We start from the raw sequence: 13,803 nt of genomic DNA, 5'->3' as shown, positions 1-13,803 counted from the left end.
GCGGCCCGAGCACATCTGCGGGCACCGAACTTTCGGGACCGAGGGTGGCTCCGGGCAACGCCCCATCCTGCGGTCCGAGCACACCGCCCAACAGTGCCCCCTCAGGCGAAACACTGCCGCCCGGCGGCACCACACCACGCGGCCCGAGCACATCTGCGGGCACCGAACTTTCGGGACCGAGGGTGGCTCCGGGCATCGCCCGATCCTGCGACGCAGTGCCGCTGGGAAGCACTGCGGTCCCGGGTGAACCGTTGGCGTTCGGTCGCACTGCACTTCCCCGCGGCACCGTGCCCACGGGCGGCACCGTGCTGCCCGGCTTACCCTCCTGGGTTGTGGTCCCGTGTGGATCCGGCACCAGTTGCATGAGGGTTGTGAAGTCGACGACCCGGGCGCCGAGCGTGGGGGTTGCGATGATGACGCCGTTGGTGAAAAGGCGGTAGGTGCCAGCGTTTTCAGAGAGGGCCAGCTCGGGGCCGAGGGGTTGGCCAAGCGCGCTGTTCGCGCCGCCGATCCGGCGGTATTCGGCCTCGATCGGCGATTCGACTGCGAGGGTCTGCTTGCGGGGGTCGACGGGCGGTGCGGCCGCGCCGACCACCGGGGTGCCGAGTTCGGCCGGTGTGGGGCCGACATCGAAGGCGTAGATATCGGCGGGTTCCCCGCCGTCGGGGGCGGCGGAGTACTCCGCTCGCAGAATTCGACCGTCGCGCAGCAGTACCGTTCCCGCGGTCGCCGCGATGGCCTGGGTCGCGCGCGGATCCTCCTTGGCGGTGCCCGGATAGACCTGGCAGTCGGTGGTGTCGCAGGTCTGCGCATAGGGGTAGCGGTGTTCGGCGAGTGCATACGAGCGCGCCGCGATCGCCTGTGCGCGAAGGGCTTCCGTCGCACCCCTATCGGCCCAATTGGCCTGCACCTCGGCCGGGACGACGCCGATCAGATAGTCCTCGACATCGACGCGATTCACCGTGCGCGCCTCGCCGTTCTCCATCGCAACACCGAGCGAGCCGCGATAGGCCGAACCGCCGCACAGGGTCAGATGTTCGGCCGCGGGACGGTTGGGCCGGGGATTGACCGGATAGATCCACGGGTCGGTGACCGTCTTATGCCACAGCACCTCGCCGTCACAGCCCATCGTGACGACCACATGGGCACCGCCATCGGGTAGCGCGGTGAGGTGGGCGACCTGACCGGGTGCGAGCAATTGGCCAGCGACCCGCAACCCGGCGTCGGCGTAGGCGTCCAGTGTGGAGTCGTCCTGTTCCACTAGTCGCACCCCGACAGTGGTTGCTGAGATCTTGCCCAGGGTCGCGCCCGGGTAGTAGTGATCGAGGATGCGCTCGGCGGCCCAGCCCTCCTGTGCGCTGTCGAATGCGCCGACCTGGCTCATCCCGCGCCCGTGCCCCGGTCCGGCGAGCGCCCGATACGGCGCGTCGGTCGGCCAGACCCAGCACGCGATCACGGTTCCGACCAACATGGCGGCGCCACCCGTGACCAGCACCGGACGGATGGATATCGGGGTTCGCGATATCCGCCTACGGCCAATTCGCCTACCTGCCGCTGTCGTTTTCATCCGCATTTTCCGCTCCCCCGCGGTAGCCCATTTCGCTGCTGTTCGCGTCGCATCCGTTCACTCCCACGGTTTTTCGGGACTTGATCGGTTCGGTACCGCTCGGCATGTCGTGCCATCCGGGCGCATCCCGAGAGCTACATTCGAGCAATCACATGATCCTCAACCAAAGGTTTAGATTTGTGACAGTTGTGAACTAGTGTGGTCGTTGATGCATCAGGAAGCAACCCTGACATTCGTGCAGATGATCGCTCGGTTCGACCTGAATGGAGACGCTCATGCCGTACCGCAAACCGAAACGTTCCTACGTGCTCCCGGTTGTCACCACTGTTGCGGTAGCGGCCCCGCTCGCGACTTTCACGCTGAGCGATTCGACCGATTACCGTTCGACCACCGGTAGCGAGCTCGCCGCAATACCCGCACAGATGGCCGAGGTGGTCCTCACCACGGTGCCCGACATCACCCTTCCGCTCCGCGAACTCACCGGGCTCGACCTGCCCGATCTGCATCTTTCGGATCTACGCATGCTGCCGCTTCCGGATTCCGTTCCGATTCCGCAGGGGCTACCGCTGCCGCCCGGCATGCAGCTACCCACGGAAATTCCGATCCCCAAGCTGAATCTCGGACAGGGCGCCCCGGGCCGATCAGTACCGGGCCAATTCCTCCCAGGCCAGTCAGTTCCCGGCCGATCCCTCCCAGGCCAATCGGCTCCCGGTCAAACCTTCCCAGGCCAATCGGCTCCCGGTCAAACCTTCCCCGGCCAAACGACTCCGGGTCATTCCGCCCCTGGCCAGGCCATTCCCGGCCAAACCACGCCGGGCCAGAGCCCCAACACCAGTCGAGGCACCACCCTCGGACAGGGCACCACACCCAGCCAATCCCTTCCAGGCCAACCGGTTCCGAACCAACCTGTTCCGGCCCAATTGGCTCCCGGGCAAACCTTCCCCGGCCGAACGACTCCGGGTCAATTCGCCCCCGGCCAGGCCATTCCCGGCCAAACCACGCCGGGTCGGAGCCCCAACACCGGTCAGGGCACCGCCCATGGTCAGAGCACCACACCCAGCCGAACCACGCCGGGTCAAAGCCCCCGAACAAGTCAGAGCCCCGACACAGGTCAAGGCACCCTCGGACAGGGCATCACTCCAGGCCAAACCACTCCCGCGCAGTCCGGCCAACGTCATCCCTCGGCCGCCGCCTTCATCGCCGACGCCGACCAGCTGGAACCCGGAATCACCCCGGACACACCCGCACTGGCACCCGGCGCCGTCCCACCGGAGCTGCTCAGCCAGGTCGGTGCGCAGGTCAAGGAAGTCAGTCGGGATACACCGTTCAGCCTCGTCGCATTGACCGCGCACGATCTGGTGGACACCAAGGTGATGATCCGGGCCCGTCAGTCCGATGACACCTGGGGTCCCTGGTACGACAGCCAAGCCGTCGATACGCGTCGCAACGATCGAGTGGCGGCGGGCGGCACCACCGGCACCGAACCGATCTATGTTGGCAATACCAAGTCGGTGCAGATTCTGGTGACCCGCAAGCCGACCCCGGCCACCTCACCGCATTCCCCGATCGCGGACGATGCCGAGGGCGCGGTGCCGATGCGGCCCACCCAGGCCGCCCCCCGCTCGGATGATCCGGCTCAGACCGCTGCCGCATTGACGGCTGTGCTGATCGATCCGGGCCGAGGGGCCATCGACGGCACGCTCACCGATGTCGCGGCGGCGCTGCCCGGCGGCGGACCCAATGTCATCACCCGATCCCAGTGGGGCGCCGACGAATCCATTCGCTGCGAAGACCCCACCTACGACGACCAGGTCGGCGGCATCACGGTGCACCACACCGCGGGCCGCAACGACTACAGCAGGGCCGAATCCGCGGGCATCGTCCGCGCGATCTACAGCTATCACGCAAAGACGTTGGGCTGGTGCGATATCGGTTACAACGCACTGGTCGACAAGTACGGCCAGATCTTCGAGGGCCGCTTCGGCGGACTGGACCGTCCGGTGCAGGGCGCGCACGCGGGTGGGTTCAACGAGAACACCTCGGGTGTGGCATTGATGGGCAACTACGAGTCCGAGGAGCCCTCTGCGGAGGCGCTCGACGCGGTCGGCCGGTTCATCGGCTGGCGGTCCAAGATTGCGGGCCTCGACCCCAAGGGCTACACCACGATGTACTCCGAGGGCACCGAATTCACCCCCTATCCGGAGGGCGAGGCGGTCCGACTGCCGGTGGTGTTCGCGCATCGCGACGTCGGCAATACCAGTTGCCCCGGTGACGCGGTCTATGCCGATATGGATCGCATCCGCGATATCGCCGCGGGCGTATCGGGCGCCTCCGGCACGTCGAGCAAACCGCAACAGCAGGCGCAGGCACCCCAGCAGCAGGCGCAGGCACCGCAGTCGCAGGCCGCCCCGCGCCCACAGGCGGATATCGCAACGCTGGCCGCGCTGACCGCCAAACTGCTCGGCATGGTGAATCAGAACCCGATCGCCAAACATTGGGCCGATAAGGGCGGTCCGGACGGCCCGCTCGGCGCGGCCGTATCGGAGCCGCTGCCCGCCGCCCAGGGGCAGCAGTACGCCAAATTCGTCAACGGGTATGCCTACACCGGCGCGAATGGTCAGGTGTACGAGGTGATGGGCGCGATCCTGGACCGCTTCCTCGCCCTCGGCGCCGACGCTGGCGTCCTCGGCCTCCCGCTGAGCAATACCTATCCGGTGCCGAACGGACTGCGCACCGACTTCCAGTACGGCTCACTGATTCTCAACCAACTGACCGGCATCATCACCACCGTCTGGAAGGCCTACAACGAAACCAACCAACAGCAGATCAGCCGCAATCCGGTCGGCCAGGCCAGCGCACCCGCTGGCTGACCAGCGCACCACGCCGAGCCCAGCTGCGACGACCGCGTCGACCAGTTGGGCTCGGCGCATTTGTGCACCGGAAACCGCCCGGGCCGCTTCGATATCTGTGCCCAGCAGCCGAACTCTGCAACGGCTCACCGGGATTCGGTCAGTCACGCTGACCAGCTCAGACCCACCAGCGCTCGAGTACTTGCGCCACACCGTCTTCGGAGTTCGCGGCGGTGACTTCGTTTGCGGCCGCGAGCGCCTCCGGGTGTGCGTTGGCCATCGCGACACCGTGGCCGACCATGGTCAGCATCGGTACATCATTGGGCATATCGCCGAACGCGATAATGGTCGAATGTTCGACGCCGAGGCGCTGGGCCACTATCGCCAGGCCGGAGGCCTTGGTGACGCCGGGGGCGGAGATTTCGATCAGGCCGTGGTCGGTCGAGTAGGTGATATCGGCGCGGTCGCCGATCAGCGGTGCGAGGACCGCGCGCATATCGGCGCTGCGGGTGCCGCGTAGTCGAACCAGCATCTTGATCGCGGGCGCATCGATGACTTCCATGCGCGAGACCTCGGTGTCATCCGGATTGAGCCATGCGTGCTCGTATTCCGGCGAGCTCACGAATTGCGGCGTCACCGCATCGTGCGCGCTGGCACCGACGCGTTCGGCGGCGAGGCCGCAGCCGGGCAGCGCGCGTTCGGCCAGATCGGCGATCCAGGACAGGGTGTCCACGTCGAGTGTGCGGCTGGCGAGCACCCGATCGGCGGCGCTGTCGTAGATCACCGCACCATTGCCGCAGACACACAGCGGCGCGTAGCCGAGCCCGTCGACCACCGGATCGATCCAGCGGGGCGGCCTGCCGGTGGCAAGGACGAATGGCACACCGTCGGTGATCAGGGCGGCCACCGCCGCCTTGGTTCGCGCGGTAACCCGCTCGTCGTGATCGATGAGGGTGCCGTCTACATCGGTGGCAACCATCTTCGGCTTGGGCAGGTGCAGGCGCGTCACCTATTCCATCCTGCCGGAAGACCATCTCGGCGAGGTCGCGGCTATCACCACGGCCTCGATCCGCGCCACCATGATCGGCTCGGGCAGTGTGCGGCTGTCACTTGGATGGCGGTCGCCGCCATACGGAGTCGTCGGCCTGCACTGTCGGGTCGGGCTGTTGTTCAGCCTGGTCAGGCTGTGGTTTCGCCAGATCGGGCCGCGGATGTACAGGGGGTGCCGCCGAACTCGCCGACCAATCCGAGGGCGTGCCCGCCGGAGACGCGGCCTCTGGCCCAGCCTGATCGGACGGCGGATATGCCGGCCCTGTCGGGGGATTCGCCGACCAATCCGAGGGCGTGCCCGCCGGAGACGCGGCCTGGGTTCCTGCCTGGTCGGTTCCCGAATAGGCGGAACCCGCGTGAGGATACGGTGCACCGGGGCTGTACTGCGGATAACCGGTCGACGCGGGCGGGTAGGGCGTCGCGCCCGATCCGGATGAATACACCGCTGGTCCGGGCGGTGGCGCGGCCGGTCCGTACGGGTACCCGGCCACCGGTGGTGGGTAGGCGCTCGCCGGGTCATAGTTCAACCAGCGCGTCGTCGGGGCGATGAGGGCGAGGACCGCGGTGGCGATCGGGAAGACCAGACCGATCAGACCGCCGACGCCGCCGCTGATCCCCGCAGCGCTACCGCCCGAGGTGGTGTAGCGCAGTGTCACTGCATACTCGGCGATCCCGGCGATCACGACCACCGCACACCCCGCGACGACCAGCACCCGGCCGAGCGGCTTCCTGGTGAACACCATAACCGCGCCGACGCTGAGCAGGATCGCCGTGATCAGCGCGATAACACCGGTCACCAGTGCATATGCCTTGAACCAGTGCTGTGCGAACAGGCCGGTGGAGTCGTAGTCGGCGAGGTCGGTCCCCAGGTCCGTGACCCCGAGCACAATATTCACACCGCCGCCGAGCAACTGGGCCGCGCTGCCGATACTCGCCAGCACCCCGGCGCTGATCGCGGTGCCGCCGCTCGGCACGGGCGCCGGAGCCGGTGGATAGGGCTCATATTGCGGATAACTCATGGCGGTCCCCCTTAAAGCGCCGAGAAAAGCCTGGACGCACCTGCGACGACAGAATAAGGGACATGCCGATCTCACACGTGTCACGCACGGTCGCACCCACGTCCTTATGATCAGGGACTAATACTCGATGCTGGCCCGACCAGCCGTAGGACCAGAGGACTGATGACCGGCTTCCTGCTACGACGCGCGTTCAATTATGTCGTGCTGTTGCTGCTGGCTTCGTTCCTGACGTTCAGTCTGGCGTCGCTGACGTTCAAGCCGCTGGACAGTCTCGAACAGCGCAATCCACGTCCGCCGCAGGCGGTGATCGATGCCAAGGCCGAACAGCTGCATCTCAACGAACCGATCCCACAGCGCTATATCAGCTGGCTGAAGGGTATCCCGAAGGGTGACTTCGGCGAGACGCTGGCCGGACAGCCGGTCAGCGAGGAGCTGCCGCGGCGGGTGCTGGTGAGTCTGCGGCTGCTGATCATCGGTTCGATCGTGGGCACGGTGCTCGGGGTGTTGATCGGTGCGGCCGGGGCGATCCGGCAGTACAAATTCAGTGATTACTTCACCACGGTCGTCTCGCTACTGGTGCTGAGCACGCCGGTGTTCCTGCTCGCCACCCTGGTGAAATACGGTGCGCTGGAAGTGAATACGCTGACCGGATCGCAGATCTTCCTCTATACCGGTGAGACCTCGGCGAACAAGATCAACGGCTTTTTCCCGCAATTGCTCGACCGGCTCCAGCATCTGGTGCTGCCGACCGCCACTCTGGCCCTCGGCGCGATGGCCGGTTACAGCCGCTATCAGCGCAACGCCATGCTCGACGTATTGCAGAGCGATTTCATCCGCACCGCCCGCGCCAAGGGTCTGACCCGCAATAAGGCCCTCTACAAGCACGGTCTGCGCACCGCGCTGATCCCGATGGCGACGCTGTTCGCCTACAGCCTCGGCAGTCTGATCACCGGCGCGACGTTCACCGAGAAGATCTTCGGCTGGCACGGCGTCGGGGAATGGCTGGTCAACTCGATCAATGCCCAGGACCTCTACGTTGTCGTCACGGTGACGGCATTCGCCGGTCTGGTGGTGCTGGTATCGGGCCTGCTGTCCGATGTGGTGTACGCGATTCTCGACCCCAGGGTGCGTGTGGGATGACGGAAGCCGAGATCATTGTCCAGGGCGCGCCGGAGGTCGCGGCCGCCACCGGTCGGCGCAGACTCGTCCTGCGCCGCTTCCTGCGCAATAAGCCCGCCGTCGCCGGTGTGCTCGTGCTGCTGATCCTGGTGCTGGTCGCCTATGTGCTGCCCTACTTCTGGACCTGGGACTATCAGGAACTCGATGGCACGGCGCTGCGCAAACCGCCGAGTGCGAAACATCCCTTCGGCACCGATGCCATCGGCCACGACGTACTCGCACAGACCCTGCGCGGGATGCAGAAATCGCTGATCATCGGCTTCTGTGTCGCCATTATCAGCACCACCATCGCGGCGCTGACCGGTTCGATCGCCGGGCTCATCGGCGGTTTCACCGATCGGGCCATCATGTGGCTGGTGGACCTGCTGCTGGTGGTGCCGAGCTTCATCATCATCGCGCTGTTCGCGCCGAAGACCAAGGGCAGCGGCTCGATCCTGCTGCTGATCCTGCTGCTGAGCGTCTTCGGCTGGATGATCAGCGCACGCATCGTGCGCGGTCTGACGATGAGTCTGCGCGAACGCGAATTCGTGAAGGCCGCACGGTATATGGGCGCGCCGACGAGGACGGTGATCCTGAGCCATATCCTGCCGAATATCGCCTCGATCCTGATCATCGACACCACGCTGTCGGTGGGTGCGTCGATCATGGCCGAAACCGGTTTGAGCTTCCTCGGATTCGGTGTGCAGTCGCCGGATGTTTCGCTCGGCACGCTCATCGCGTCGGGCACGGCGTCGGCGCTCACCTTCCCGTGGCTGTTCATGTTCGCCGGTGGACTGTTGATCGTCATCGTGCTTTCGGCGAATCTGGTCGGTGACGGATTGCGTGACGCGTTCGATCCCAGCGCGAAACGGGCTCGTTCGCGGAAGAAGGCGGCGTCGGAAAAGAAGGTCGGGGCATGACGGGCGATATGGCCGCCATCGAAAAGAACTCCACCGCACCGCTGTTGGAGGTCTCCGATCTGCGGGTTTCCTTCCCGAGCGAGGAGGGCCGGATCGACGCGGTGCGCGGGGTGAACTACACCGTCTCCGACGGTGAAGTGCTCGCCATTGTCGGCGAATCCGGTTCGGGCAAATCGGTTTCCTCGCTCGCGGTGATCGGACTGCTGCCGGAGCAAGCGCGGATCAATGGCTCCATCCGGCTGCGCGGACGCGAACTGCTCGGACTCGGCGATCGTCAATTGTCCAAGCTGCGTGGACGCTCCATCAGCATGGTGTTCCAGGACCCGCTCTCGGCGCTGACCCCGGTCTACCGGGTCGGCGATCAGGTGGCCGAAGCCCTGCTCGCGCATACCGATATGACCAGCCGCGAGGCGTCGGCGCGGGCGGTGGAGCTGCTGGATATGGTGGGCATTCCCGATCCGGCGGTGCGCGCCAAGGCATTTCCGCACGAATTCTCCGGCGGCATGCGTCAGCGGGTGGTTATCGCCATGGCCATCGCCAATGATCCGGCGCTGATCATCTGTGATGAACCGACCACCGCACTCGATGTGACGGTGCAGCAGCAGATCCTGAATCTGCTGCGCAAGGCGCGTGATATCACCGGCGCTGGCGTCATCATGATCACTCACGATATGGGTATCGCCGCCACCCTGGCCGACCGCGTCGCGGTGATGTATGCCGGAAAGATCGTCGAAACCGCGCCAGCGGCAGAACTTTTCGCCGCACCGCGGATGCCCTACACGGTCGGGCTGCTCGGCTCCATTCCACGCATGGACGGACCGGCGCGCAGCCCGCTGATCCCGATCGTCGGTGCGCCACCGGCGATGCACGCGCTGCCGCCGGGTTGCTCCTTCGCACCGCGCTGTCCGATCGCGATCGATGACTGCCGCGCGGCCGAGCCGCCATTGGAGAAGACCGGCCCCGGCCATTCGGCCGCCTGCATCCGCACCGCGGAGGTCACCTCCGCCGATCTGTTCGCGGCCTACCGCCAGGAGATTGCGGAGCCGAGCGCCGAGGCCGAGACCGATGGGCGGGTGGTACTGCGGGTTTCCGATCTGGTCAAGACCTATCCGATCACCTCCGGCGTGGTGTTCAAGCGCCGCAAGGGCGAGGTCCGCGCGGTCGACGGCATCAGCTTCGAGGTGCGCGCCGGGCGCACACTGGCGCTGGTCGGCGAATCGGGTTCCGGAAAGTCCACCACACTCACCCAGATTCTCGACCTGGTGCAGCCGGAAGCGGGCACTATCGAGATCATGGGCAGCGATATCGCGACCCTGACCAAGGCGCGCAAACGCGAGATCCGCCGCAAGATGCAGATCGTCTTCCAAGATCCGACGGCCGCGCTGGATCCGCGGTTGCCGATCTTCGATGTGCTCGCCGAACCGATGCGCATCGATGGCCGCCCGCGCGCCGAAATCGCCAAGCGGGTACCAGCACTGCTCCAACAGGTCGGTTTGCGGCCCGAGCACGCCGATCGCTATCCCGCCGATTTCTCCGGCGGCCAGAAGCAGCGCATCAGCATCGCCCGCGCGCTGGCCCTGGATCCGGAGATTCTCGTGCTCGACGAACCGGTGTCGTCGTTGGATGTGTCCATCCAGGCGGGTGTGCTGAATCTGCTGCGCAACCTGCAGACCGAACACGGTCTGTCCTATCTGTTCGTCTCGCACGATCTTTCGGTGGTCCGCAACCTGGCCCACGATATCGCGGTGATGTACCGCGGGAAGATCGTCGAGGCCGGGCCCGCTGAACAGATCTTCGACCGTCCGAGCAATGAGTACACCCGGGCGTTGATCGATGCGGTCCCGGTGCCGGTCGTCAGCCGATAGAGGGAGAGCGCGATGCCATCGAGAACCCGAGCCAGCCGGATGCGGTGGGCGGTACCGGTGGTCGCGCTCGGCCTGATCGTGGCGGGCTGCGGTTCGGGCGGCGATTCGACAACGGGGCTGTCAGCCACACTCGGCACCACCAATGACATCAATCCCAAGAACGTCGACGAGGTGCGCGACGGCGGCAATCTGCGCCTCGCGGTTACGTCGTACCCGGCCAATTGGAACACCCTGTCCAATGACGGGAACGACGGCGAGATAGCCGATATCGAACGGCCGATAATGCCGCGATCGTTCGGCACCAACGCCGCCGGCGAATTGTCGATCAATCGGGACTATTTCACCGATATCGCGCTGACCAGCACCGACCCACAGCAGGTCACCTACACGATCAACCCGAAGGCGGTCTGGTCCGACGGCAATCCGATCACCTGGGAAGACATCAAATCCGAGGCGGACGCGCTCAGCGGCCGGGATAAGCGCTTCCTGATCGCCATTACCAACGGCTTCGAATTCGTGGACAAGGTGGAGCGTGGCGTCGACGACCGCCAGGCCGTCCTGACCTTCGGCCGTCCCTATGCCGAATGGCGCGGACAGTTCGCGGGCAATGCCTCGCTGTTCCCGAAATCCGTGACCGCTGATCCGGATTTGTTCAACAACAGCCTCGCCAATGCGATGGGGCCCAGTGCCGGACCGTTCCAGGTTGTGTCCACCGATCGCGCGCAGGGCCGAATCGTCTTGGGCCACAATCCGAAATGGTGGGGTGCCAAACCCAAACTCGACACCATCACCTTCAGCGTGCTCGATCACTCCGCCTGGACGACGGCGCTGCAGAACAACGAACTCGACCTGGTACAGCTGACCACCGTCGACGACGTCCAGACCGTACGCAATACCGGTGGCCTGGTCGTTCGACGCGCGCCGGGTAACCGCTGGCGCCACATCACCTTCAATGGCGCACCGGGGTCCATCCTTTCCGACCCCAGGGTGCGCGTGGCCATTTCCAAGGCCATCGATCGGCAGTCGATCGTCAACGCGATCCAGAACGGGCTGGTCGAGAATCCCAAGCCGCTGAACAATCACATCTTCCTGCAGGGGCAGACGGGATACCAGGACAACAGCCTCGGGTTCGATCCGACGGCGGCCGCTCGCGAACTCGACGCGGCGGGGTGGAAACTCAACGGGAACGTGCGGGAGAAGGATGGGCGCAAGCTCGTCATCCGCGATGTCATGTACAACGATCCGACCTGGGTGCAGGTCGCTCAGATCATTCAGCGCAACCTCGCCGACATCGGCGTGGGGCTGACCATCGATACCAAGCCCGGTGCCGGATATTTCACCGATGTCATCCAGCCGGGTGATTTCGACGCCGCCCAGTTCATCTGGGTGGGCGATGCGTTCGCGTTCAGCAGTATTCGACAGGCGTACTACTACGACCCGAACGACCTGCAGGGCAATTACGCCCGCGTCGGCTCACCGGAGCTCAACGGCCTGATCGATCGCACCCTCTCGGAACTGGATCCGAAGAAGGCGATCGAACTGGCCAATGAGGTGGACCGCAAGGTCTTCGAGGAGGGACATTCGCTGCCGCTCATGCAGAGCGATGGCAGCTTCGGCGTGCGCGCCGATCTCGCCAATATCGGGTCCCCCGGCCTCGCGTCATACGACTACACCAAGATCGGATTCGTGAAATGACAACAGCACATATCGCCCGACAGCGCCGGGTGGGAATCCGGATCGCGGCCCCCGCCGTCGCCATCGCGCTGATTTTGTCCGGGTGTGGGTCGAGCGACCCGGAGACCAGCAGCAGTTCGCTGACCAGCTCCAATGATATCAATCCAAAGGAAAGGGGTGAGCTGCGCGAGGGCGGGAATCTGCGTCTGGCACTGACGAATTTCCCGGCGACCTTCAATTCGTCACATATCGACGCCGACGGCGAGGTCACCGACCTCGTCGGCTGGACACTGCCGGGTTCGATCAAATCCAATGCGGCGGGTGAGATTTCGACTGACACCAACTACTTCACCGAAATCAAGCTCACCAATACCAGCCCGCAGACGATCGTCTACACCATCAACCCGAAGGCCGTCTGGACCGACGGAACCCCCATCACCTGGGAAGACCTGCGGTCGCAGTGGTACGCACTCAGTGGGCGCGACAACGCATTCCAGGTGCGCGCGACCCAGGGCTATGCCCAGGTGGACCGCGTCGAGCGCGGCGCGGACGATCGGCAGGCAATCGTCACCTTCGGCCAGCACTACGCGGAGTGGCAGGGACTGTTCGACGTCATCTATCCGAAGGCGTCGACGGCGACCCCACAGGCATTCGATGCCGTCGACCGCAATGGTCTTGCGGTGTCGGCCGGACCATTCGTGATCACCTCGATCGACAAGGCACAGCAGCGAATCGTGCTCGGCCGCAACCCGAAGTGGTGGGGTGAAACCTCGAAGCTGGATACGGTCACCTACAGCGTGCTCGACTATGCGGCCCGGCTCAACGCCCTGCAGAACAACGAACTGGATGCCGCGACCGTATCCGGTCTGGATGAGGTGAAGACGGCCTCGAACGCACCCGGGATCAAGGTGCGCCGGACCCCGACACAGCGCTTCTCGCACTTCACCTTCAACGGAGCGCCCGGCTCGATCCTCGAGGATCCGAAACTGCGCGTTGCCATTTCGAAGGGCATCGATCGGCAGGCCATTGCGACCGCCAGCCAGCAAGGGGTGGTGACCGATCCCAAGCCGCTGAACAACCACATATTCGTGGCGGGCCAGAAGGGCTTCCAGGACAACGCGGCATCGGTCGCCTACAACCCCGAGCAGGCCGCCAAGGAACTCGATGACCTCGGGTGGAAGCTCAACGGTGACGTCCGCGAAAAGGATGGCCGCAAGCTCGAAATCCGCGATGTGATGTACCAGCAGGAACTCTGGATCCAGGTCGCCCAGATCGCGCAGCAGAATCTGGCGAAGATCGGCGTCAAGCTGATCATCCAGACCTACCCGGGCAATGGCCTTTTCAAGGATGTGGTCGATCCGGGCAACTTCGATATCGTCCAGTTCAGCTGGACCGGTAGCATTCTCCCGCTCGGCGCACTGCCGCAGATCTACGCCTACAACCCGGCCAACCCGCTGAGCAACAAGGGCAAGATCGGCTCGCCGGAACTGAACGCGCTGATCGAACAGACCATTGCCGAACTGGATCCCGAGAAGGCCATCCAACTGGCGAACCAGTGCGACAAGATGATCTTCGACGAGGGCTTCTCCCTGCCCATCACGCAATCTCCCGGCACCATCGCCGTGCGTGAGGGGCTGGCCAACTACGGTGCGTTCGGCCTGGCTTCGCCGGATTACACCACGATCGGATTCGTGAAGTGAG

General features: G+C 65.0%; 9 protein-coding genes. 6 read left to right on the top strand and 3 right to left on the bottom strand.

The features are described from left to right. A partial coding sequence (locus ABZW16_RS30490; protein WP_354959536.1) for a SpoIID/LytB domain-containing protein occupies nucleotides 1-1,471 on the bottom strand: 1,471 nt, incomplete at its 3' end. Nucleotides 1,472-1,842: 371 nt separating this feature from the next. On the opposite strand from ABZW16_RS30490, the gene ABZW16_RS30485 reads away from it, so the two are divergent. Further along, a complete protein-coding gene (locus ABZW16_RS30485; RefSeq protein WP_354959535.1) occupies nucleotides 1,843-4,437 on the top strand; it encodes an N-acetylmuramoyl-L-alanine amidase in 2,595 nt (864 codons plus the stop codon). A 157-nt stretch (nucleotides 4,438-4,594) separates the two neighbouring features. Here the strand turns inward: ABZW16_RS30485 and ABZW16_RS30480 are convergent, their stop codons facing one another. Then, the gene (locus tag ABZW16_RS30480; RefSeq protein ID WP_354959537.1) at nucleotides 4,595-5,416 is read right to left on the bottom strand and encodes an HAD family hydrolase; all 822 of its coding nucleotides are present in this window, start codon (nucleotides 5,414-5,416) and stop codon (nucleotides 4,595-4,597) included. 106 nt (nucleotides 5,417-5,522) lie between these two features. Next, nucleotides 5,523-6,485, bottom strand: a complete 963-nt coding sequence (locus ABZW16_RS30475) for a hypothetical protein (RefSeq protein WP_354959534.1) — start codon at nucleotides 6,483-6,485, stop codon at nucleotides 5,523-5,525. A 162-nt stretch (nucleotides 6,486-6,647) separates the two neighbouring features. Between ABZW16_RS30475 and ABZW16_RS30470 the strand changes: the two genes are divergently transcribed. The 5 genes from ABZW16_RS30470 to ABZW16_RS30450 are packed head-to-tail and all read left to right on the top strand — an operon-like array spanning nucleotide 6,648 to nucleotide 13,802. Beyond that, on the top strand, nucleotides 6,648-7,625 hold the full coding sequence (locus ABZW16_RS30470) for an ABC transporter permease (protein WP_354959533.1): 978 nt from the start codon (nucleotides 6,648-6,650) through the stop codon (nucleotides 7,623-7,625). Further along, entirely contained in the window at nucleotides 7,622-8,563 is a 942-nt protein-coding gene (locus ABZW16_RS30465) for an ABC transporter permease (protein ID WP_354959532.1), read from the top strand. The genes ABZW16_RS30470 and ABZW16_RS30465 overlap by 4 nt, the downstream gene beginning before the upstream one ends. After that, the gene (locus ABZW16_RS30460) at nucleotides 8,560-10,428 is read left to right on the top strand and encodes an ABC transporter ATP-binding protein (protein WP_354959531.1); all 1,869 of its coding nucleotides are present in this window, start codon (nucleotides 8,560-8,562) and stop codon (nucleotides 10,426-10,428) included. Before ABZW16_RS30465 ends, ABZW16_RS30460 begins: the two co-directional genes overlap by 4 nt. Before the next feature lie 12 nt (nucleotides 10,429-10,440). Then, nucleotides 10,441-12,123: an ABC transporter family substrate-binding protein gene (locus ABZW16_RS30455; protein WP_354959530.1), complete on the top strand. Its 1,683-nt coding sequence runs from the start codon at nucleotides 10,441-10,443 to the stop codon at nucleotides 12,121-12,123. Then, nucleotides 12,120-13,802 carry an ABC transporter family substrate-binding protein gene (locus ABZW16_RS30450; RefSeq protein WP_354959529.1) on the top strand — a complete coding sequence of 561 codons (1,683 nt, stop codon included), beginning with the start codon at nucleotides 12,120-12,122 and terminating at the stop codon, nucleotides 13,800-13,802. The genes ABZW16_RS30455 and ABZW16_RS30450 overlap by 4 nt, the downstream gene beginning before the upstream one ends. Nucleotide 13,803 lies beyond the last annotated feature (1 nt).

The organism is Nocardia sp. NPDC004604, from assembly GCF_040609795.1.
GTDB lineage: Bacteria > Actinomycetota > Actinomycetes > Mycobacteriales > Mycobacteriaceae > Nocardia.
The sequence above is the reverse complement of the archived record's forward strand: the minus strand, read 5'-3'. Positions and strand labels throughout refer to the sequence as shown.

Bases quoted from the DNA above. Each gene is read 5' to 3' on its own strand.
- ABZW16_RS30485 (WP_354959535.1), top strand. From the start codon at position 1,843: ATGCCGTACCGCAAACCGAAACGTTCCTACGTGCTCCCGGTTGTCACC.
- ABZW16_RS30475 (WP_354959534.1), bottom strand. From the start codon at position 6,485: ATGAGTTATCCGCAATATGAGCCCTATCCACCGGCTCCGGCGCCCGTG.
- ABZW16_RS30470 (WP_354959533.1), top strand. From the start codon at position 6,648: ATGACCGGCTTCCTGCTACGACGCGCGTTCAATTATGTCGTGCTGTTG.
- ABZW16_RS30465 (WP_354959532.1), top strand. From the start codon at position 7,622: ATGACGGAAGCCGAGATCATTGTCCAGGGCGCGCCGGAGGTCGCGGCC.
- ABZW16_RS30460 (WP_354959531.1), top strand. From the start codon at position 8,560: ATGACGGGCGATATGGCCGCCATCGAAAAGAACTCCACCGCACCGCTG.
- ABZW16_RS30455 (WP_354959530.1), top strand. From the start codon at position 10,441: ATGCCATCGAGAACCCGAGCCAGCCGGATGCGGTGGGCGGTACCGGTG.
- ABZW16_RS30450 (WP_354959529.1), top strand. From the start codon at position 12,120: ATGACAACAGCACATATCGCCCGACAGCGCCGGGTGGGAATCCGGATC.